This is a genomic window from Streptomyces sp. NPDC027189 (assembly GCF_055566975.1).
The window spans coordinates 63158-82314 of record NZ_JBVHRI010000030.1; the positions used below are offsets into that span (position 1 = coordinate 63158).

Consider the following 19157-nt stretch of genomic DNA (forward strand, 5'->3'; position numbering starts at 1 on the left):
CTTGCGCTCGTTCAGGCCACTGCCCTGACATGACCATCACGCTAGGAACTCCGGCCGTGCGCCACGATCAAGCAGGCGGGCCGACCGGTGGGGGTGCGGTCACCCCGGAACGGGTAGCGCCTGCTGTATTGACCGGGCTCCGGCCCTGGTAGATGGGTTTGGCCCGTCCATCCGCAGTTCGACGCCCTCGGCCTCGGCATAGGCGAAGACGTCCGCCAGAGTCTTCAGCAGCAGACCCGCCCAGTCGGGCACGGCGAACCCGCGGGCGGCGAGGAACGGACGGACCTGACGTCCTCGGAGACGGTGGAGCGGTCCACGGCGAACAGCTCGGCGAGCACTGCGTGGGGCAGCTGGTGGCGCAGATGGACCAGGGTGACCAGCAGCCGGTCGAAGAAGACCAGCTTCGGCTTGCGCCCAGCCCCTTCCGCCCGCCGGCGCGGGCCACCCCGTGCCGCACGTAGCGCGGACTGGCGGGCCGCTTCCCACGGTCCGGCGAGTTCGGCGAACAACTCGCCGAAATGTACGCGGGAGACACCAGACAGGCCAGGATGGGAACAGACCACACGCGCCCAGGTCAGCCTCACAACTCACCCAACCCGTGCGGTCCTTCTCATGTCACGGCCCGAACGGGGGTGATCGAAATTTCCCCCGAGGTCGTAAGCCTGGAACCCGAACCCGACGCCTTACCGGCGCAGTTGGGTACGGCGGGACTCGTTCAGCCCGGCGATCTCGTGACCGTCGATGCAGAACGCTTCCCGACGTCGGGGAGTCGAGCCCGGCGGCACAGTGCATCAGCGTGCTCTTGCCGGAGCCCGAGGGCCCATCACGGCGAGGAAGGTGCCGCGTTCCACGGTCAACGACACGTCGTCGAGGGCGCGTACGCCGCCCGGGTAGGCCGTGCTGACGCCCTCCAGAGCGATGGCGGGGGCGCCGACGGCAGTGCTGGCGGCATTCATCGCCGGCCGCGCCGGTTCCGTACGAAGAGAGTGCCCGCGCACAGGACGGTGATCGCGCCGCACACCAGGTGCACCCAGGCGTCGGCGCCGCCGAAGGAGGCCGCCATGTTGGCGAGCGCGCTGGCCACCACCACCATCCAGAGCAGGGTGCGGGCGATGTCTCCGGAGCTGAGCCGGTCGGCAGGATCGGGGGTCGTCGTGTGCTGCATGAGGGCTGCTCCCGGATTCTCGTGGGGTGGTTCTGTGGTGGCCGTGTGCCGTTGCTGCTGTCGTCACCGACGCTATGGATCAGCACCTCTGGCGGCCGATCCCGCAGCCCGCCCGGTTCGGGGTAAGCAGGCTGTACTGCCCCGCCGCTTGGGTGACGGGGAACTCGCCTGCATCGCATGGTTTGCCACGGACAACTTGTCCGTGGATAAGTACGGCCTTCATCCGGATTTTGGGGCGGCATAGGGTCGTTCGCATGACAGCGGGCAGGAGTGGAGCGGCAGACCGACGCGAGAGCCGCGAGAGCTTCAAGAACATCGCGCTACGGAGCCTGAGCGCCGCCGATGAGTCGATCGCCCAGCTGGCGTCCGGGCTCAACACGGCTCTGTTCGCCGTCCTGTTGCTGCTGTGGCTGACTTTCACCGCCGCGACGAGCGTCGTCGGCGTCGGGCTGCTCATGGCACCCGCGCTCCTGCGCACCCTGCACGCCCTGGCCGGCCGGGAACGCAGCCGGCTCGCCCGCTGGGGCCCCGAGGTCGCCGCCCCGGAGCCCCCGCCCACGCGGCTGCGGGCCGCCCTCGTCGACCGCACCACTTGCCGCGAACTGGGCTGGCTGGTCCGGCACTCCACCGTGGGGGCGCTGCTCGGACTGCTCGGCGTCCTGCTGCCGGTCCTCGCGGTGCGGGACACCGCTTTCCCGCTGTACTGGACGTTCATGCCCGAGGGCGCAACTGCCACCTCCGTGGGCATCGGAAACGCGCATACCTGGGCGGACGCCGTCGCCGTGACGCTGCTGGGCATGGGCTGGATCGCCATCATCCTGGGGCTGACGCCCCGTATGGCCCGGCTCCAGGCGGGCCTCGGGCGACGGCTCCTGTCGGCCGGTCCCGACGTCGATCTGTCCCTGCGCGTCGCGGAGTTGACCGCCACACGTGCCGCCGCCCTGGACGCCCACGCCACCGAACTGCGCCGCATCGAACGCTCGTTGCACGACGGTGCGCAGAACCGGCTCGTCTCCGTCGCCGTGCTGATCGGGGCGTCCCGCCGCATGGTGACCCGCGATCCGGCAGGCGCCGACGAACTCCTGGAACGCGCCCAGTCCGCCGCCGAACAGGCGCTGGCCGAGCTGCGTACCGTCGCCCGCGCCATCCTGCCGCCGGTGCTGGCTGACCGGGGCCTCGCGGGAGCGCTCGCCGGTCTCGCCGCGAACTGCGCGGTGCCCTGCCGGATCGACGTGGACGTGCCCGAACGCCGCGCCGCCTCCGTCGACGCGACCGCCTACTTCGTGGTCGCCGAGGCCCTGACCAACATCGCCAAGCACAGCGGCGCCCGGCACGCCGTCGTCACGGCACGCGGCGGCGGGGGCCGACTCGTGCTGTCCGTCGAGGACGATGGCAGGGGCGGCGCCGGGGGTAACCCCCGGGCTTTCGGCTCCGGAGGAGAGGACGGCGGCTCCGGGCTCACCGGCATCCGTCGCCGCATCGCGGCCCACGACGGCGGCCTCACCCTGACCAGCCCGCCCGGTGGTCCGACCGTCCTGACAGTGGATCTTCCCTGTGGATCGTGACGACCGGAGCCCGACCTGTGGAGCCCGACCTGTGGACCCTGTGGAGCCTGACATGCGGATCGTGATAGCCGAGGACGATCCCCTGCTGCGTGAGGGGCTCGCCCTGCTGCTGCGCGCCGAGGGGCTCGACGTGGTGGCCACCACGGGTACCCCCGACGAGGCGCTGGTTGCCATCGACGTGCACAAGCCGGACGTCGCCATCCTCGACGTACGGATGCCGCCGACCCACACCGACGAGGGGATCGTCGCCGCGGTCGAGGCCCGGCGCCGACGGCCCGACCTTGCTGTGCTCGTGCTGTCCGCGTACGTCGAGCAGAGTTTCGCCACCGAGTTGCTCGGCGGCGGGGTGAACGGCCTCGGCTATCTGCTCAAGGAACGGGTCGGCCGGGTCGAGGAGTTCCTGGACGCGCTACGGCGCGTGGCCGGTGGCGGCACTGCCATCGACCCGGAGGTCGTCGCCCAGCTCTTCACCCGCTCCCGCCAGGACACCCGCCTGGAACGGCTCAGCCCTCGAGAACGGGACGTACTCGCCCTGATGGCCGAGGGGTTGGGTAACTCCGCCATCGCCGAGAAACTCGTCGTCACCGACGGCGCCGTCCACAAGCACATCCGCAGCATCTTCGCGAAGCTCGATCTGTCTTCGACGGACCAGGTGGACCGCCGAGTCGCGGCCGTCCTGCGGTATCTGGAGGATCTACGGCGGCTGGCTTGAGGTGGTGTTGTTCTGAGAGGGCGGGATGTGGCGTTCCGCCGGTCTTGTCATCGCTCGATGGTGTGACGTTGGGGCATCGTCGCCGGTCAGGCGTTCGGGGTTCGCTTGGGTTATGGCATGAGCATGCGCAAGCTGTATCCGAGCGATCTCACCGACGAGCAGTGGAAGCTCGTCGAACCCGTGATCACGGCATGGAAGGCCCAGCATCCGTCGGTCAGCGGGCATCAGGGGAAGTAAGCGATGCGGGAGATCGTGAACGCGATCCTCTACCAGAACCGCACGGGTTGTCAGTGGGAGTTCCTGCCCCACGACATGCCCCCGCCCGGAGCGGTGAAGTACTACTTCTACCGCTGACGTGACGAGGGCACCGACCAGGACATTCACGACCTGCTGCGTTGGCAGCTGCGGGAGAAGCGGAAGCGATTAGCCGACCCGAGCCTGGTGGTCCTGGACACGCAGAGCGTCCACGTGGCCGTCGGAGTCCCGGCCACGACGACGGGTCGGGATGCCGCGAAAAGGGTGCCGGGCAGGAAGAGATGCCTGGCCGTGGACGTGTTGGGGCTCGTCGTCGCGGTCGTCGTGCTCGCGGCCTCCGCGCACGAGAACACCGCCGGCATCGCCCTGCTGGACCAGGTCGCCGGACAGAGCGACAGTGTGAAGAAGGCCCTGGTCGACCAGGGCTTCAAGAAGAAGGTCGTCGAGCACAGCACGAACCTGGGCATCGACGTCGAGATCGTCGAACGCAACCGGACGACAAGGGCTTCGTTCCGCAGGCCAAGCGGTGGATCGTGGAGCAGACGAACGGGATCCTGATGTTCTACCGCCGCCTCGTGCGCGACTACGAACACCGCCCCGCCTCCTCCCGCTCCCGCGTCCTGTGGGCGATGACCTCCGTCATGCGCCGCCGCCTCACCGGCCGCACCATCGCTTCCTGGAGGACCGCATGAGCGAGAACCCACAGGTCAAAGCCATCCTAGCCCGCCCGATGGCCCGACCGTCCTGACAGTGGATCTTCCCTGTGGATCGTGACGACCGGAGCCCGACCTGTGGAGCCCGACCTGTCGACCCTGTGGAGCCCGACATGCCGATCGTGATAGCCGAGGACGATCCCCTGCTGCGCGAGGGGCTCGCCTGCACGGCCTCAGCCTGCGCACCGGCCTGAGCAGGCCGCTGACGGTGCTGCACCGGGTCTACGCGGCACCGGAGGACGTGGCCGCGGTGGGGGAGCAGTTCGTGTGCCACGGGCGCCTGCCCACCGGGGAGTACGGCGCGGAGTGGGAGGAGGCGTCGCACGTGCGCGCCACAATCGACCGATTCCGCGCCACCCTCCAGGACCCCGACGGCCTGTGGACGGGCAGTGTAGCCCAGAGCCCCAAGAAGCCTGGCTTCGTGGAGGACAGAAGGGTGGGAGGGGCTATCACCTGTTCGGCGCAGCATGGTCGTGTCAGTACGGGGCAGCCGGGAACTCAGCCCGGAGACGGTCTTCCTGACGCTCTCTGGCGGCTTGGCGCCAGCGTACAGACCCTGACCTGATTACGCGCTGAGGACCTCGTCGCTGTCGCGCTGGCGAGTGAAGTGACATCGGCACAGGCCTGCGGCCGCTGACTTCGTGCGGACATACGGAGTCGCGGAGGAGGTTTCGTTCTCTGTCACGAATCGGCGCGGCGTATGCGCCCCTACGTTCGCGGCATGACGAAACTCGACCAGATACGAGCCTGGTGGGAAGAGCGACTGCCCGCACTGCTCGACGAGTACGGGGTACCGGGTGCGGCAGTTGCCGTGGACCTGGCGGGAGAGGTCGCCGACCACGGCGCGGGTGTGCTGAGCCTGTCGACCGGGGTGGAGGCGAACGCTGACACCTTGTTCCAGATCGGTTCCATCACCAAGGTGTGGACCGCGACGCTGGTGATGCAGCTCGTCGACGAGGGCCTGGTCGAGCTCGACGCCCCGGTGCGCAGCCACCTGTCGGAGTTCCGTATCGCCGACGAGTCCGCCGCGGCGGCGATCACCGTCAGGCAACTCCTCAATCACACCGCCGGGTTCGAAGGCGACATCTTCACGGATACGGGCAAAAACGACGACTGTGTGGAGAAGTACGTCGCCACGCTGAGCGACATCCCCCAACTCTTCGCACCGGGACAGTTGTTCTCCTACAACAACGCGGGCTACTGCGTACTGGGCCGGCTGGTCGAGGTGGTGCGCGGCAAGCCCTACGGCGGCTGTCTGCGCGACCACCTGTTCACGCCGCTCGGTCTCACCCACGCGGCACACGGAGCGGACGAGGCGATCCTCCACCGGGCCGCAGTCGGACATCTGCCGCCGTCTCCCGGGGAGCCCCTCCAGCCCGCGCCCGTATGGTCCATCGCCCCCTCGAACTCGCCCGCCGGTTCCTTGCTCGCGATGCGCCCACGCGACCTGCTGGCCTTCGCCCGGATGCACCTCAACGACGGCACGGCCGGCAACGGCACGGTGGTGCTGAGCGAGGCCACGGCCAAGGCCATGCGCGAGCGCGAGGCGGAGCTGCCCCGTCTCGGCGTGATGGGTGACGCCTGGGGTCTCGGCTGGGAGATCTTCGACGGCGAGAGCATCGGGCTGATCGGGCACGACGGAACCACCATCGGCCAGTCTGCCTTCCTGCGGCTGGTGCCCGAGCACGACCTCGCCATCGCCCTGCTGACCAACGGCGGCAACACCCTCGGCCTCTACCGCGCGGTCGTCGGCCACATGCTGCGGGAACTGGCGGACGTCGACCTGCCCGCGATGCCGGTGCCGCCAGCCGACCCTCGGCCCGTCGATGCCGGCCGCTTCCTGGGCACGTACAGCTCCCGCATGTTCGACAACACCGTCACCCAGGACGGCGACCGCCGGGTCTGGGTGACCTGCGTCCCCAAGGGGCTCGCCGCCGAGATGGGCATGGAGACCACCACGGTCGAGCTGGTCGCCTTCGACGGCGACACGCTGATCGCCAAGGAGGAGGAGCACGGATTCCACCAGCCGTACGCCTTCGTCGGCGGCACGCCTGACGGTCCCGCGCAGTTCCTCCACACCGGCAGGGCGGACCGCCGTACCGCTCAGTGATGCCCCGGGCCGACGGTCTGCTTCGGCCCGCTCGACCTTCTGCTGGAGACGCCATGAAGTACGCAGGGACGACGACGATCGCGATGGCCGGGGCGCTGACGCTCGCGCTGACCGCGTGCAGCGGTGGTGGCACCAGCACGTCCGGCCAACCCGTCGACGGCGGGACCTTCACCTACGCCATACCCGCCGACCCCGGCAACCTCGACCCGCATGCGACCACACTGTCCGTCGCTCACCAGGTCGACCTGTTCATGTACGACTCACTGGTGGCCATCGACTCCTCCGGCAAGGAGGTCGCCTCGCTGGCGAGTTCCTGGAAGAGCGCGCCCACGACCGCGAGTTACACCCTGCGCAAGGGCGTCACCTGTTCCGACGGCACTCCGCTCACCGCGAAGGACGTGGCCGACAACATCAACTACGTCGCGAACCCGAAGAGCGGGTCGACGGTGACGGGCCTGTATGTGCCGGCCGGTGCGAAGGCGAAGGCGGACGACGCGGCCGGCACCGTCACGGTGACCGCGCCGAGCGCCGACGCCTTCCTCGGCCGCAACGTGGGCACTTTGCCCATCGTGTGCCGCAAAGGCCTCAGCAATCGTTCGATCCTCAAACAGGGTGGCTCGGGCACCGGCATGTTCACCCTCACCGAGGCCGTCGCCGACGACCACTACACCTTCACCCGACGCAAGGACTACACGTGGGGGGCCGGCGGTCCCAAGCCCGGTACCAAGGGAGTCCCCGACAAGGTGGTCCTGAAGGTCGTACGCAACGAGGCCACCGCCGCCAACCTGCTGCTCGCCCGGCAGATCAACGCGGCCCTCATCGCCGGCCAGGACAAGGAACGCGTGGCGGCCCGGCTCGACTTCAAGCGCGCGATGCACTCACCACTGGGCGAGCTGTGGTTCAACCAGCGACGCGGCGAACCGACCGCCGCACCCCAGGTCAGGCGTGCGCTCACGCAGGCCCTCGATCTCGCGCAGCTGCGCAAGGTGGTCACCAATGGGGGCGGAGGGGCCCCCACCGGCCTGGTCGCCAAGGGGCAGGGCCCGTGCACCGAGGACACCGTTGCCGGCAACCTGCCGGGCCACGACCAGGCCGCCGCGGAGGCCGCCCTCGACTCGGCGGGCTGGACCAAGGGCTCCGACGGCATCCGGCAGAAGGACGGCAAGAAGTTCGCGCTGACCTTCTACTACCCGACCAGCCGTGGCGCCCCGATGCAGAACGCCGCGGAACTGCTGCGCTCCGTCTGGCAGAAGGCCGGCGTGAAGGTCACCCTGCGCGGCGCAGCGGACAGCCAGTTCGACCAGGTCATCTCCGGACAGGGCTCCTGGGACGCCATGTTCCTGCCGCTGACGGTGACCCTGCCCACCCAGGCGGTGCCCTTCGTCTCAGGCGCCACCCCGCCGGGCGGGAACAACTTCGGCTCGATCGCCAACGCCGAATACCAGACCCACGTCAAGGCCGCCTCGGCGCTCACCGGAGCGAAGGGCTGCGCCGAATGGGCCGCCGCCGAGAAGGCGCTGTTCCGGCAGGCCGACGTCGTGCCCTTCGCCGACCTGGCCACGCCGGTGTTCGGCAACGGCGCGACCTTCGACATCACCGACGGCTCCATCGCCCCGACCACGATCCGCATGGTCGGATGACCGGCCGGCCGTAACCCGGAGGCACGTACACAGATGAATGCACAGACGGCTGATCGGCTCCTGGCCGGACCCGGCACCGAGCAACCGCACGCATCGCCGGGTCTGGCCAGGGGAGTGGTGGAGAACCCCTGGGTCCGCTTCGCGGCACGCCGCCTGACCCGGTTGGCGCTGTCGGTGTGGGTGCTGGTCACGGCGGCGTTCGCGATGATCCACCTCATTCCCGGCGACCCCGTGCGCGCCGCGCTCGGTATGAACGCCTCGCAGCAGGTGGTCAACCAGCGCAGGGAAACGCTGGGGCTGAACGACTCGCTGCCGACGCAGTATCTGCGCTTCCTGCGGGACCTGGCCGGGGGAGACCTCGGCACCTCCGTGACCAGCGGCCTCCCGGTGAGCCAGGTGATCGGTGACCGGCTGCCGTCCACCGCCGCGCTAGCTGTGGCGTCCTTCCTGCTGGCGGTGGTGCTGTCGGTGCCGCTGGGCACGGGGATGGCGGTGCTGACCCGCGGCGGCCGTCACCACGGCGGCGAGCTCGCCCTCACCTCGACCAGCGTCCTGGTGGCCACGATCCCGGAGTTCCTCCTCGCCGTGGGACTCGTCTGGATCTTCGGCGTGCAACTGGGCTGGTTCCCGGTGGCCGGCCGGGGTGGGCCGTCTTCCTATGTGCTGCCCGTGCTGTCACTGTCCGCCGGACCGGCGGCGGTCCTGGCCCGCATCGTCCGTATCGAGATGGCGTCGGTGCTGAACGCGGACTACATCCGCACCGCCCGCGCCAAACGCCTGCCACCCCGAAGGGTCTATCTGCGCCATGCCCTGCCCAATGCCGTGACCGCGAGCCTCACCATCGGCGGACTGCTGCTGAGCAGCCTGGTGGCCGGCACCGTCCTGGTGGAGAACGTCTTCGCCTGGCCGGGCCTGGGCAGCACCATCGTCCAGTCGATCCTGTCCAAGGACTACCCCGTCGTGCAGGGCGTCGTCCTCGTCTACGGCACGGGCGTGCTGCTGGTGAACGTCGCGGTCGACGTCGCACTGGCCGTGCTCGACCCCCGTTCCGCGATCCGGGAGAGCTGACCGATGGCGGTGGAATACGAAGCTCTCAGGGCCGGCGAGGACCAGGAACCCCAGGACGGCGCCCACACCGCGGCGCAGGACGTGGGTGTACGGGGCCGGCCGGGCGGCAACCGGTGGCTCGGCGTGCTGCGTTCCCCGCTCGGCTGGTGCGCGGCCGCGCTGCTGCTGATCGTCCTGCTGCTGGCGGTGTGCGCCCCGCTGCTGTGGTCCGGCCGGGCCGACGCCATCGACACCGGCGAGATCCTTCAGGGGTCCTCGGGACGCCACTGGCTGGGCACCGACAACCTGGGCCGGGACATCTTCTTCCGGTTGCTGGTCGCCACCCGGCTGTCGGTCGCCCTGGCGCTGCTGGCCACGGTGATCGGCGTCGCGACCGGTCTGGTGCTCGGTGTGGCACCGGCCCTGCTGGGACGCCGGGCCGGACGGATGGTGACGGCGGTGGTGAACGTCGCCGTGGCCTTCCCCGGGCTGCTGCTCGCGCTGTTCTTCGCCGTGGTGTTCGGGGTCGGCGCCAAGGGCGCGGTCCTCGCCATCGGCTTCGCGATGGCACCCGGCTTCGCCCGGCTCACCCAGACACTGGTGGCGTCGGTCAGCGAACGTGACTACGTCCAAGCGGCCCGCGTGGCCGGAATCGGCAGAGTGCGGGTCCTCACCCGCCATGTCCTGCCGAACGTCTCCGACCCGTTGATCGTCAACGCCACCATCAGCGCCGGCGGCGCGCTGCTCGCCTTCTCCGGGCTCTCCTTCCTCGGCCTGGGCGTACAGGCACCGTCGTACGACTGGGGACGGCTGCTCGGGGAGGGCCTCAACGGCATCTACACCCACCCCGCCGCGGCCCTGGCGCCCGGCGCCGCCGTGGTGATCGCCGGACTGGCCTTCAACCTCACCGGAGAGGCAGTGGCCAAGGCCGTCGGTGTCCCCACCCCGTCCCGGTCGCGCGCCACGCGTCCCGCCGGACCGCCCGTGGCCGCCCCGGCAACGGCGGTCGCACCGGTGGCGGACGACGCCGACGCCCCCGGCAGGGAGCCGGTGCTGAGCGTGGAGGGGCTGCGGGTGAGCTTCCCCGGTTCGCGCGGCCCGGTCACCGCGGTGCGCGGTGTCGGCTTCCACGTCGGCGAGGGTGAAGCGGTGGGCGTCGTGGGGGAGTCGGGGTCCGGCAAAAGCCTCACCGCGCTCGCCGTGAGCCGACTGGTCGAGCACCCCGGTGAGGTGGACGCCGACCGGGTGGACTTCCTCGGTACGTCCCTGCTCACCGAGCCGGCCCACGGTGCCGCCACCCGGCGCCTGCTCGGAACCTCGCTCGCCATGGTCTTCCAGGACCCCATGACGTCCTTCAACCCGACCATGCGGATCGGGCGGCAACTGGCCGAATCGGCGGAGCAGCACCTCGGAACTGGCCGGCGCGAGGCGCTGTCGCGAGCCGTCGAACGACTGCGCCAGGTACGGATGTCAGCGGCCGAACGGCGGGCGGCGCAGTACCCGCACGAGTTCTCCGGCGGCATGCGCCAGCGCGCGATGATCGCCCTCGCTCTGATGGGCCGGCCCCGGCTCATCGTCGCCGACGAACCCACGACCGCGCTGGACGTCACCGTGCAGCGGCAGGTGCTGCGGCTGCTGGACCGGGTCCGCGCCGCGGACGGCGTGGCCCTCCTGCTGATCAGCCACGACATCAATGTGGTGGCGCAGACCTGCGACCGCGTCCTGGTGATGTACGCCGGCCGCATCGTGGAGGAACTTTTTTCGGACCGGCTGTTCACCGCCGCTCAACACCCCTACACGCGTGCGCTCATCGCCACGGTGCCCCATATGGAAACCGAGCTCGACAGGCCGCTCACCGTCATCCCAGGCCGGCCCGTGACACCGGACTGGATTCCGGCCGGGTGCGCCTTCGCGGCCCGGTGCGCCTTCGCGCAGAACCGGTGCCGCACCGACGACCCGCGGCTGGAGACGGCCGAGCCGGGCCACCGGGTCGCCTGCTGGTATCCGCAGACCGACATCGCGGCCCGCTCCGTCGATGAGTGGCCGAGTGACTCCGTACGCGGGAAGGCCAGCCCCGTCGGTGCGAAGACCGATCCCGTCGGCGAAGAGGCCGACCCCATCGCTGAAGAAGGTGAACGGCCGTGAGCGAGCTGTGCTTCGAAGACGTCACCGTGCGCTACGGCACGGGACGCAGGGCCATGAAGGCCGTCGACGGGGTCAGTCTGACCGTGCCCTCGGGACAGGTGGTCGGCCTGGTGGGGGAGTCCGGCTCGGGCAAGTCCACCCTGGCCCGCGCGGCGGTCGGCCTCGCGCCGCTCGCCGCGGGACGGGTCATGCTCGACGGCCAGGACGTCAACCACCGTCCGGCGAGCGGACCCGGCAGGGCGGTGCAGATGGTCTTCCAGGACCCGTACGCCTCCCTGGACCCGCGGATGAGCGTCGGCGACTCGGTGGCCGAGGCCATCCCGCGCGCCGCCCGGTCCGACTCCCACGCGCGTCGCGCCGAGGTCACCCGGCTCTTCCGCCTGGTGGGCCTGGACACCGCGCACATCTTCGCCCGGCCGGCCGAGCTGTCCGGCGGACAGTGCCAACGGGTGGCGCTGGCACGGGCATTGGCGGCCCGGCCGCAGGTGGTCGTCGCGGACGAGATCACCTCCGCGCTGGACGTGTCGGTCCAGGGCACCGTGCTCAATCTCGTGCGCGACCTCCAACGGCAGACCCGGCTGAGCATGCTGTTCATCTCGCACAACCTCGCCGTGGTGCGCTACGTCAGCGACATCATCGCGGTGATGTACCTCGGCCGTATCGTCGAGTGCGGCCCGGCCCACGAGGTGCTGACGGATCCGCAGCACCCCTACACCCGGGAACTACTGGCGGCGGCACCGCACCGCGACGGATACACATGGGACGGCGCGCGTGAGGAGAGCGGCGCAGTCACGGACGCCGAACCGCCCGACCCGCACCATGTGCCGGCCGGATGCCGCTTCCACCCGCGCTGTCCCGTGGGGCCGCTGGCGCTGCCCGGCCGCACCGACTGCCTGACTCTCGACCCCGCCGTGGGCGCCGCCGACCGTACGCACTTTACTGCCTGCCACTTCGCCGCCGGTCTGCCGACGCCGTCGGGCACGGCGACGTGAACGCGCCCCGCTCTCTTGCCCCCTTCACACCCGCATGTCATCACTGAGGAGGCCCTTCATGACTCGGTCCCTGCGCCTGGAGGACCTGGCAGGAATCGCGACCCCCGAACAGCCGGCGCTGTCGCCGGACGGCGAACGGATCGTGTACGTGCTGCGCACCAGCGACCTGGACGCCGACCGGATCGTCCACAACCTATGGCTGGTACCCCGTGCCGGAGGCGACGCCCGACAGCTGACCCGAGGCGGCGGCGACCAGGCGCCGGGCTGGTCACCGGACGGCACGCGGATCGCGTTCCTGCGCGCGAGCGACGGACCCCCGCAGCTGTGGAACCTGCCGGCCGACGGCGGTGAGGCCGAGCGGCTGACCTCGCTGCCGCTCGGCGCCGGAGCTCCCGTGTGGAGCCCCGACGGCACCCGCATCGCCTTCACCGCGCCGGTCGACATCGCGGCCGCCCCGGACGCGCCCGGGCCGAGCGCGCCGGGCCGGCCGGTGGTCGTCGACCGCCTCGACTTCCAGACCGACGGAGCAGGCCTGGTCGGCACCGTCCGCCGGCATCTGCACGTACTCGACCTCACCACCGGCCGCTGCCGTCAGATCACCGACGGGGACTGGTACGCCTCCCCGCCGGCCTGGTCCCCGGACGGTTCGCGGCTGGTCTTCACCGCCGCGACGGCGCCGAACGCCGACCTGACCGCGCAGTCCGCGACCCACATCGTGGCCGTCGACGACCACGCTGCGGTACCCGTGCGGGTCGGCCCCACCGAAGGCGTGGCCACGAGCGCCGGCTGGACGGCGGACGGCAACGCGCTGCTGGTCGTCGGCCACCTCGACGAACCGGTGGGCCACGCACGGCTGCTGCACGTCCCGATCGACGGGGAACCAGGCACGGGCGTCACGGACCTCGCCTCGTCGCTCGACCGCAATGTCATGCCGGGCGGCCCCGGCTATCCGGGCGCGCTGCCCCAACTCACCGGCGACGGCCGTACGGTGGTGTTCTGCGTCCGGGACCGCGGCTGCACTCATGTGTACGCCGTCGACCTCGACGGCATGGAGCGGGAGCGCCGGCCCCGCCTGCTGCTCGACGGTGCCGGACACACCGTCTCGGGCATGGCGCTCCGCGGCAGCACGGTCGCGCTCGTGCTCGCCACGCCCACCTCCTTCGGCGAGATCGCCGTCCTCGATCTCACGTCGGGGGCATGGACCGTCCGTACCGCGCACGGCTCAGCCCTGTCCGACGTCGAGCTGTTCCCGCGCGTGGAGCGGGAGTTCACCATCTCCGACGGCACCGTGGTCCAAGGCTGGCTGATCGGCGACCGGCCGGCCGGTGACGATGCGCCGCGGCCGCTGCTGCTCGACATCCACGGCGGCCCGCACAACGCGTGGAACGCCGCCGCCGACCCCGTCCACCTCTACCACCAGCTCCTCGCCGCCCGCGGCTGGAACGTACTGCTGATCAACCCGCGCGGCAGCGACGGATACGGCGAAGAGTTCTTCGACGCCGTGAACGGCGCATGGGGCGTAGCCGACGCGCAGGACTTCCTGGAGCCGGTGGATGCGCTGGTCGCCGAAGGCATCGCCGACCCCGCCCGGCTCGCGGTCACCGGATACAGCTACGGCGGCTACATGACCTGCTATCTGACCGGCCACGACGACCGGTTCGCCGCGGCCGTCGCCGGCGGCATCGTCAGCGATCTGACCAGCATGGCAGGCTCCGCCGAGGACGGGCACTTCCTCGCCGCGTACGAATTCGGCGGACCGCCCTGGGCGGATCCCGACCGGTACGCCGCCATGTCACCCTTGACCCGGGTCGACCAGGTCCACACCCCCACCCTGATCCTCCACGGCACCGACGACCTGGTCTGCCCGGTGGGCCAGGCCGCGCAGTGGCACACCGCCCTGCGCGAGCGCGACGTACCGACCCAGATGGTCCTCTACCCCGGCGGCTCGCACCTGTTCGTGCTCGAGGGCCCTCCGTCGCACCTGCTGGACTTCAACGGCCGTGTCGCCGAGTGGGTGGAGCGCCATGCGGGCAGTCGCGAGGGCAGGAGGCGGCCGCCGATCGACGCCGCGCACTGGCAGCGACGGCTCGCCGTCCTGGCCGCGCGGCACCAGGTGCCCGGCGCGACCCTCGGCATCCTGCGGACCCGACCGGACGCGAGCGGCGCTCAGGACGACGTGCTGGTCGAGGCCGCCTACGGCATGCTCAACACGGAGACAGGGGTGGCGGCGACCACCGACTCGCTCTTCCAGATCGGCTCGGTGTCGAAGGTCTGGACGGCCACCCTGGTCATGCAACTGGCCGACGAGGGCCTGCTCGATCTCGACGCACCGCTGATCACCGTCCTGCCCGAACTGACCCTGGCCGACCCGGAGACCACCAAAGCCGTGACGATGCGGCATCTGTTGACGCACACCAGCGGCATCGACGGCGACGTCTTCACCGACACCGGACGCGGCGACGACTGCCTGGAGAAATACGTCGCGGGCCTCGCGGACGTGCCGCAGAACCACCCCCTCGGTGCCACCTGGTCGTACTGCAACTCCGGCTTCTCCCTCATGGGCCGGGTCGTGGAGAGGATCACCGGCGTCACCTGGGACCAGGCGATCAACGAGCGGGTCTTCGCCCGCCTGGGACTGCGGCGCACCGTGACCCTGCCCGAGGAGGCGCTGCTGCACCGGGCGGCCGTCGGCCACGAAGGATTTGACGACGACGGTTCGCCGCGGCGGGCACCGGTGTGGTGCCTGCCCCGTTCACTCGGACCGGCCGGCCTGATCACCTCCACCACCACAGACGTGCTGACCTTCGCCCGTGCGCATCTGCACGGCGGGCGCACCGCCGACGGCGGCCGCCTCCTCAGCGAGGCCGCGACCACGCAGATGGCCGACCGGCACGCCGAACTGCCCGATCCGTACACTCTCGGCGACTCCTGGGGCCTCGGCTGGATCCGTTTCACCTGGGACGGACAGCTCGTGCTGGGCCACGACGGAAACACCATCGGCCAGTCCGCGTTCCTGCGTCTGCTGCCGGCCGAGGGACTCGCCATCACACTCCTCACCAACGGCGGCAACGCCCGCGATCTGTACGAGGACCTCTTCCAGGAGCTCTTCGCCGAGCTGGCCGGCCTCAACATGCCGCGCACGCCGGCACCGTCGACGCATCCGTCCACCGTCGACGTCGGACCCCATGTCGGCGTCTACGAGCGTGCCGGAGCACGCCTGGAGGTGCTGGAACGGGACGGTGGGGGGGTGCTGCGGATCACGCTCACCGGGCCGCTGGCCGATCTGGTCACCGACCCGGTGGAGGAGCACCAGATGTTCCCCCTGGATGCCTCCGGTGATCGCTTCGCCGTACGAGACGAGGACACCCGCACCTGGCGCCCGGTGATCTTCTACACGCTGGCCAGCGGCGAGCGATACCTTCACCACGGTGCACGCGCCACACCCATGGTGACCACCAAATGACGGCACGCTCCCAGGTCGGCCACATGACGGCGGCCCTGCCGCAGATGATCGCCGACCTCGAGACCCTCGTGCGCTGCGAGTCGCCGACGGCCAACCTCGACGCAGTCGCCAAGAGCGCCGACGTGGTCACCGAGCTGGGCACGGCCCGGCTCGGCATCCGCCCGGAGCGGATCACGATCGAGGGACGTACGCATCTGCGGTGGAGGCTGGGCGACGCACCCTCACGGGTGCTGCTGCTCGGGCACCACGACACGGTCTGGCCGATCGGCTCGCTCGGCCGTCACCCCTTCGTGGTCGAGAACGGCGTCGTACGCGGTCCCGGGTGCTTCGACATGAAGGCCGGGCTGGTCATGGCCTTCCACGCCGTCGCGGCCCTGTCCGACCCGTCGGGCGTCACCGTGCTGGTCACCGGCGACGAGGAGATGGGGTCGCCGACGTCGCGGTGGCTGGTCGAGGAGGAGGCGTCGGGCTGTGCCGCGGCGCTGGTGCTGGAGGCGTCCGCGGACGGCGGCGCCCTCAAGACCGCGCGCAAGGGTGTGTCGCTGTACGGGGTCGAGGCGCACGGCCGGGCCGCGCACGCCGGCCTCGAACCCGAACGCGGTGTCAACGCCACCGTCGAACTGGCCCATCAGGTCATCGCGGTCGGCGCACTCGCGGACCCCGGGCGGGGCACGAGTGTGACCCCGACGGTTCTGACCTCGGGAACCACCACCAACACCGTTCCCGAAGCCGGGCGCTTCGCCGTCGACGTACGGGTGCGCGACGCGGCCGAGCAGGCGCGGGTGGACCGGGCGATGCATGCGCTGCGGCCGGTGTCGGGCGGCGCACGGCTGGAGATCTCCGGCGGCCCCAACCGTCCGCCGCTGGAACACATGGCCTCCGCCGAACTCTTCGCCCGCGCGGTCACCCTGGCGGATCGGCTCGGACTGGCCACGCCCGTCGGCGCGGCCGTCGGGGGAGCCTCCGACGGGAACCTCACCGCGGGTGTCGGCGCGCCGACCCTGGACGGGCTCGGCGCGGTGGGCGGCGGAGCGCACGCCGACGACGAGCATGTGGTCCTCGCCGAACTGCCCGGCCGCACCGCGCTGCTGACCGCCCTGACGGACGATCTGCTGGCCGATCCACCGCCCCGCGGGCGGGCGTATCAGTTGGCCGGATCCGTCCGGCCGCTCGAGGGAGACCCTTCATGACCGACGTACCACCGGCAGGAAGCGTCATGCCGGTCCTCGACCCCGACCAGCCCACCAGGGAAGCGATCCGCGCTGCCGCCGACGAAGCCGCCGCCCAGGCCGCGGCTGCCGCTGCCGCCGCCAAGACGCACCTCCGCGAGGTGACGTCCGGGCGTGAACTCGACGCGGTGCACGACCTGTTCAACGTCATCTGGCAGCCCGGCCCCCTCGGCGCACCGATGACCGGCGAGCTGCTGCGGGCCCTGGCGAAGTCGGGCAACTACGTCGGCGGAGCCTTCGACGGCGACGAACTGATCGGCGCGTGCGTCGGCTTCTTCGGCGCGCCGGCCGACGAGGCCCTGCACAGCCACATCGCCGGGGTGTCCAACGTGGCCCGGGGCCGCAGTGTGGGCTTCGCCCTCAAACTGCATCAGCGTGCCTGGTCCCTGCAGCGGGGCGTGTCGGCCATCCACTGGACCTTCGACCCCCTGATCCGCCGCAACGCCTACTTCAACATCGTCAAACTCGCGGCCCGTCCCGAGGAGTATCTGACCAACTTCTACGGCGGCGTCCATGACGCCATCAACGGCGGCGACGACACCGACCGCCTGCTGACGCGGTGGCAGCTGGTCGGCGAGCCGGTCCGCGCGGCCTGCGCCGGCGATTTCACCCCGGCCGACGCCGCGAGCTGCCGGGCGGCGGGCGCCGCGGTGGCCCTGGACCGAAACCCGAGCGGCGCCCCGGCCCCGGGCACGCTCGCCTCCTCCACCCTGCTCGTCGCGGTCCCCCCGGACATCGAGCGCCTGCGGCTGACCGCTCCGGGGGCGGCCAAGGACTGGCGCGCGGCACTGCGTGAGGTCCTCGGCACCTTGATGGCGGAGGGCGCCCGTGTCACCGGTTTCGACCGGAGCGGCTGGTACGTCCTGCGGCGCCCGGGTGCTTCCCGTGCGACGGAGTCCGACATGAAGAGCGAGGAAGAGCGATGAAGCTGACGGGCGTTGAGCTGCGCCACATCGAGATGCCCCTGGTGGCGCCGTTCCGTACGTCTTTCGGCACCGCCACCAGTCGCGAAGCACTGATCCTTCGCGTGGTCACCGACGAAGGCGAGGGATGGGGCGAGTGCGTGGCGATGGCGAGCCCGCTGTACTCCTCCGAGTACACCGACGCCGCCGCCGACATGCTGCGCCGCTTCCTGATCCCCACCCTCGCACGCGTGGACCGTCTCGATGCGAGCTCGGTCGCCACCGCGCTGGCCCTCTTCCAGGGCCACCGGATGGCCAAGGCGGCGCTGGAGATGGGCGTCCTGGACGCCGAACTGCGGGCGGCGGGACGCCCGTTGGCCCGCGAACTCGGCGCGGTGCAGGACCGGGTGGCGTGTGGCGTCTCGGTCGGCATCATGGACTCCGTCCCGGCGCTGATCGACAGCGTCGCCGAATATCTCGACGCCGGATACGTCCGTATCAAGCTCAAGATCGAGCCCGGCTGGGACGTCGCGCCGGTGCGTGCCGTACGCGAACGCTTCGGGGACGACCTGCTGCTCCAGGTCGACGCGAACGCCGCGTACACCCTGGCCGACGCCCGTCAGCTGGCACGCCTGGACAGCTACGACCTGCTGCTGATAGAGCAGCCGCTGACCGAGGACGACATCCTCGGCCACGCCCGGCTGGCCCAGCAGATCCGCACACCTGTCTGTCTCGACGAGTCGATCACGTCGGCGAGCGCGGCGGCGGACGCGATCCGGCTCGGTGCCTGCGCGATCGTCAACATCAAGGCCGGCAGGGTGGGCGGCTATCTGGAAGCGCGGCGCATCCACGACGTCTGCGCCGCTCACGGTGTGCCGGTCTGGTGCGGCGGAATGCTGGAGACGGGCATAGGCAGGGCCGCGAACCTCGCGCTCGCCGCCCTGCCGGGCTTCACCCTGCCTGGGGACACCTCGGGCTCGGAGCGCTACTACAAGACCGACATCACCGAGCCGTTTGTCGTCCGTGAGGGCCATCTGACGGTGCCCACCGGTCCGGGCATCGGCGTGGACCCGCTGGAGGCTGAGCTGGACGGCGTCACTCGCCGTATCGAGTGGATCCCCGGCCAGGCCGTGTGACCACGATTTCCTGGACGGGCACCAAGAATGTGTGCAGGTTTGTGAACGCGCACCGAGCGTGGTGCTGTCGTCGCCGTAGCCCT

Annotated in this window: 13 protein-coding genes and 2 pseudogenes; 12 read left to right on the top strand and 3 right to left on the bottom strand. The window is 70.8% G+C overall.

The features are described from left to right. Positions 1-224: 224 nt before the first annotated feature. The 3 genes and pseudogenes from ACZ4RZ_RS42470 to ACZ4RZ_RS42480 all read right to left on the bottom strand — a co-directional run bounded on the left by ACZ4RZ_RS42470 (position 225) and on the right by ACZ4RZ_RS42480 (position 1165). Positions 225-509 (bottom strand): helix-turn-helix domain-containing protein, encoded by a 285-nt coding sequence (locus tag ACZ4RZ_RS42470; RefSeq protein ID WP_467752908.1) that lies wholly within the window; start codon positions 507-509, stop codon positions 225-227. Between the two features lie 177 nt (positions 510-686). After that, positions 687-956, bottom strand: a pseudogene (locus ACZ4RZ_RS42475) (ATP-binding cassette domain-containing protein); the annotation flags it as partial. Beyond that, positions 953-1165, bottom strand: coding sequence for a hypothetical protein (locus ACZ4RZ_RS42480; RefSeq protein WP_467752909.1), 213 nt, complete (start codon positions 1163-1165; stop codon positions 953-955). The pseudogene ACZ4RZ_RS42475 and the gene ACZ4RZ_RS42480, both read right to left, overlap by 4 nt. A gap of 254 nt (positions 1166-1419) precedes the next feature. On the opposite strand from ACZ4RZ_RS42480, the gene ACZ4RZ_RS42485 reads away from it, so the two are divergent. The 12 genes and pseudogenes from ACZ4RZ_RS42485 (at position 1420) to menC (ending at position 19074) form a co-directional block, all read left to right on the top strand. After that, positions 1420-2730 (top strand): sensor histidine kinase, encoded by a 1311-nt coding sequence (locus ACZ4RZ_RS42485; RefSeq protein WP_467752910.1) that lies wholly within the window; start codon positions 1420-1422, stop codon positions 2728-2730. A gap of 52 nt (positions 2731-2782) precedes the next feature. After that, complete coding sequence (locus tag ACZ4RZ_RS42490) at positions 2783-3442, top strand: response regulator transcription factor (RefSeq protein ID WP_467752911.1); 660 nt, start codon at positions 2783-2785, stop codon at positions 3440-3442. A gap of 117 nt (positions 3443-3559) precedes the next feature. Continuing rightward, a pseudogene (locus ACZ4RZ_RS42495) lies at positions 3560-4389 on the top strand (IS5 family transposase). 742 nt (positions 4390-5131) lie between these two features. Then, positions 5132-6520, top strand: a complete 1389-nt coding sequence (locus ACZ4RZ_RS42500) for a serine hydrolase domain-containing protein (protein WP_467752912.1) — start codon at positions 5132-5134, stop codon at positions 6518-6520. A gap of 53 nt (positions 6521-6573) precedes the next feature. Beyond that, positions 6574-8160, top strand: a complete 1587-nt coding sequence (locus tag ACZ4RZ_RS42505; RefSeq protein WP_467752913.1) for an ABC transporter substrate-binding protein — start codon at positions 6574-6576, stop codon at positions 8158-8160. A 33-nt stretch (positions 8161-8193) separates the two neighbouring features. Further along, positions 8194-9228 (top strand): ABC transporter permease, encoded by a 1035-nt coding sequence (locus ACZ4RZ_RS42510; RefSeq protein ID WP_467752914.1) that lies wholly within the window; start codon positions 8194-8196, stop codon positions 9226-9228. A gap of 3 nt (positions 9229-9231) precedes the next feature. Next, on the top strand, positions 9232-11352 hold the full coding sequence (locus tag ACZ4RZ_RS42515) for a dipeptide/oligopeptide/nickel ABC transporter permease/ATP-binding protein (RefSeq protein WP_467752915.1): 2121 nt from the start codon (positions 9232-9234) through the stop codon (positions 11350-11352). After that, positions 11349-12344, top strand: a complete 996-nt coding sequence (locus ACZ4RZ_RS42520; protein WP_467752916.1) for an ABC transporter ATP-binding protein — start codon at positions 11349-11351, stop codon at positions 12342-12344. The genes ACZ4RZ_RS42515 and ACZ4RZ_RS42520 overlap by 4 nt, the downstream gene beginning before the upstream one ends. A gap of 58 nt (positions 12345-12402) precedes the next feature. Then, positions 12403-15807: a serine hydrolase gene (locus ACZ4RZ_RS42525; RefSeq protein ID WP_467752917.1), complete on the top strand. Its 3405-nt coding sequence runs from the start codon at positions 12403-12405 to the stop codon at positions 15805-15807. After that, positions 15804-16997 carry a M20 family metallopeptidase gene (locus ACZ4RZ_RS42530; protein WP_467752918.1) on the top strand — a complete coding sequence of 398 codons (1194 nt, stop codon included), beginning with the start codon at positions 15804-15806 and terminating at the stop codon, positions 16995-16997. The genes ACZ4RZ_RS42525 and ACZ4RZ_RS42530 overlap by 4 nt, the downstream gene beginning before the upstream one ends. Next, on the top strand, positions 16994-17962 hold the full coding sequence (locus ACZ4RZ_RS42535; RefSeq protein ID WP_467752919.1) for a GNAT family N-acetyltransferase: 969 nt from the start codon (positions 16994-16996) through the stop codon (positions 17960-17962). Before ACZ4RZ_RS42530 ends, ACZ4RZ_RS42535 begins: the two co-directional genes overlap by 4 nt. Next, positions 17959-19074: an o-succinylbenzoate synthase gene (gene menC, locus ACZ4RZ_RS42540; RefSeq protein ID WP_467752920.1), complete on the top strand. Its 1116-nt coding sequence runs from the start codon at positions 17959-17961 to the stop codon at positions 19072-19074. The genes ACZ4RZ_RS42535 and menC overlap by 4 nt, the downstream gene beginning before the upstream one ends. The last annotated feature ends 83 nt before the right edge of the window (positions 19075-19157 follow it).

Excerpts from the sequence above, each read along its gene's own strand:
- ACZ4RZ_RS42480 (WP_467752909.1), bottom strand. The coding sequence starts at position 1,165 with ATGCAGCACACGACGACCCCCGATCCTGCCGACCGGCTCAGCTCCGGA.
- ACZ4RZ_RS42485 (WP_467752910.1), top strand. The coding sequence starts at position 1,420 with ATGACAGCGGGCAGGAGTGGAGCGGCAGACCGACGCGAGAGCCGCGAG.
- ACZ4RZ_RS42490 (WP_467752911.1), top strand. The coding sequence starts at position 2,783 with ATGCGGATCGTGATAGCCGAGGACGATCCCCTGCTGCGTGAGGGGCTC.
- ACZ4RZ_RS42500 (WP_467752912.1), top strand. The coding sequence starts at position 5,132 with ATGACGAAACTCGACCAGATACGAGCCTGGTGGGAAGAGCGACTGCCC.
- ACZ4RZ_RS42505 (WP_467752913.1), top strand. The coding sequence starts at position 6,574 with ATGAAGTACGCAGGGACGACGACGATCGCGATGGCCGGGGCGCTGACG.
- ACZ4RZ_RS42510 (WP_467752914.1), top strand. The coding sequence starts at position 8,194 with ATGAATGCACAGACGGCTGATCGGCTCCTGGCCGGACCCGGCACCGAG.
- ACZ4RZ_RS42515 (WP_467752915.1), top strand. The coding sequence starts at position 9,232 with ATGGCGGTGGAATACGAAGCTCTCAGGGCCGGCGAGGACCAGGAACCC.
- ACZ4RZ_RS42525 (WP_467752917.1), top strand. The coding sequence starts at position 12,403 with ATGACTCGGTCCCTGCGCCTGGAGGACCTGGCAGGAATCGCGACCCCC.
- ACZ4RZ_RS42530 (WP_467752918.1), top strand. The coding sequence starts at position 15,804 with ATGACGGCACGCTCCCAGGTCGGCCACATGACGGCGGCCCTGCCGCAG.
- ACZ4RZ_RS42535 (WP_467752919.1), top strand. The coding sequence starts at position 16,994 with ATGACCGACGTACCACCGGCAGGAAGCGTCATGCCGGTCCTCGACCCC.
- menC (WP_467752920.1), top strand. The coding sequence starts at position 17,959 with ATGAAGCTGACGGGCGTTGAGCTGCGCCACATCGAGATGCCCCTGGTG.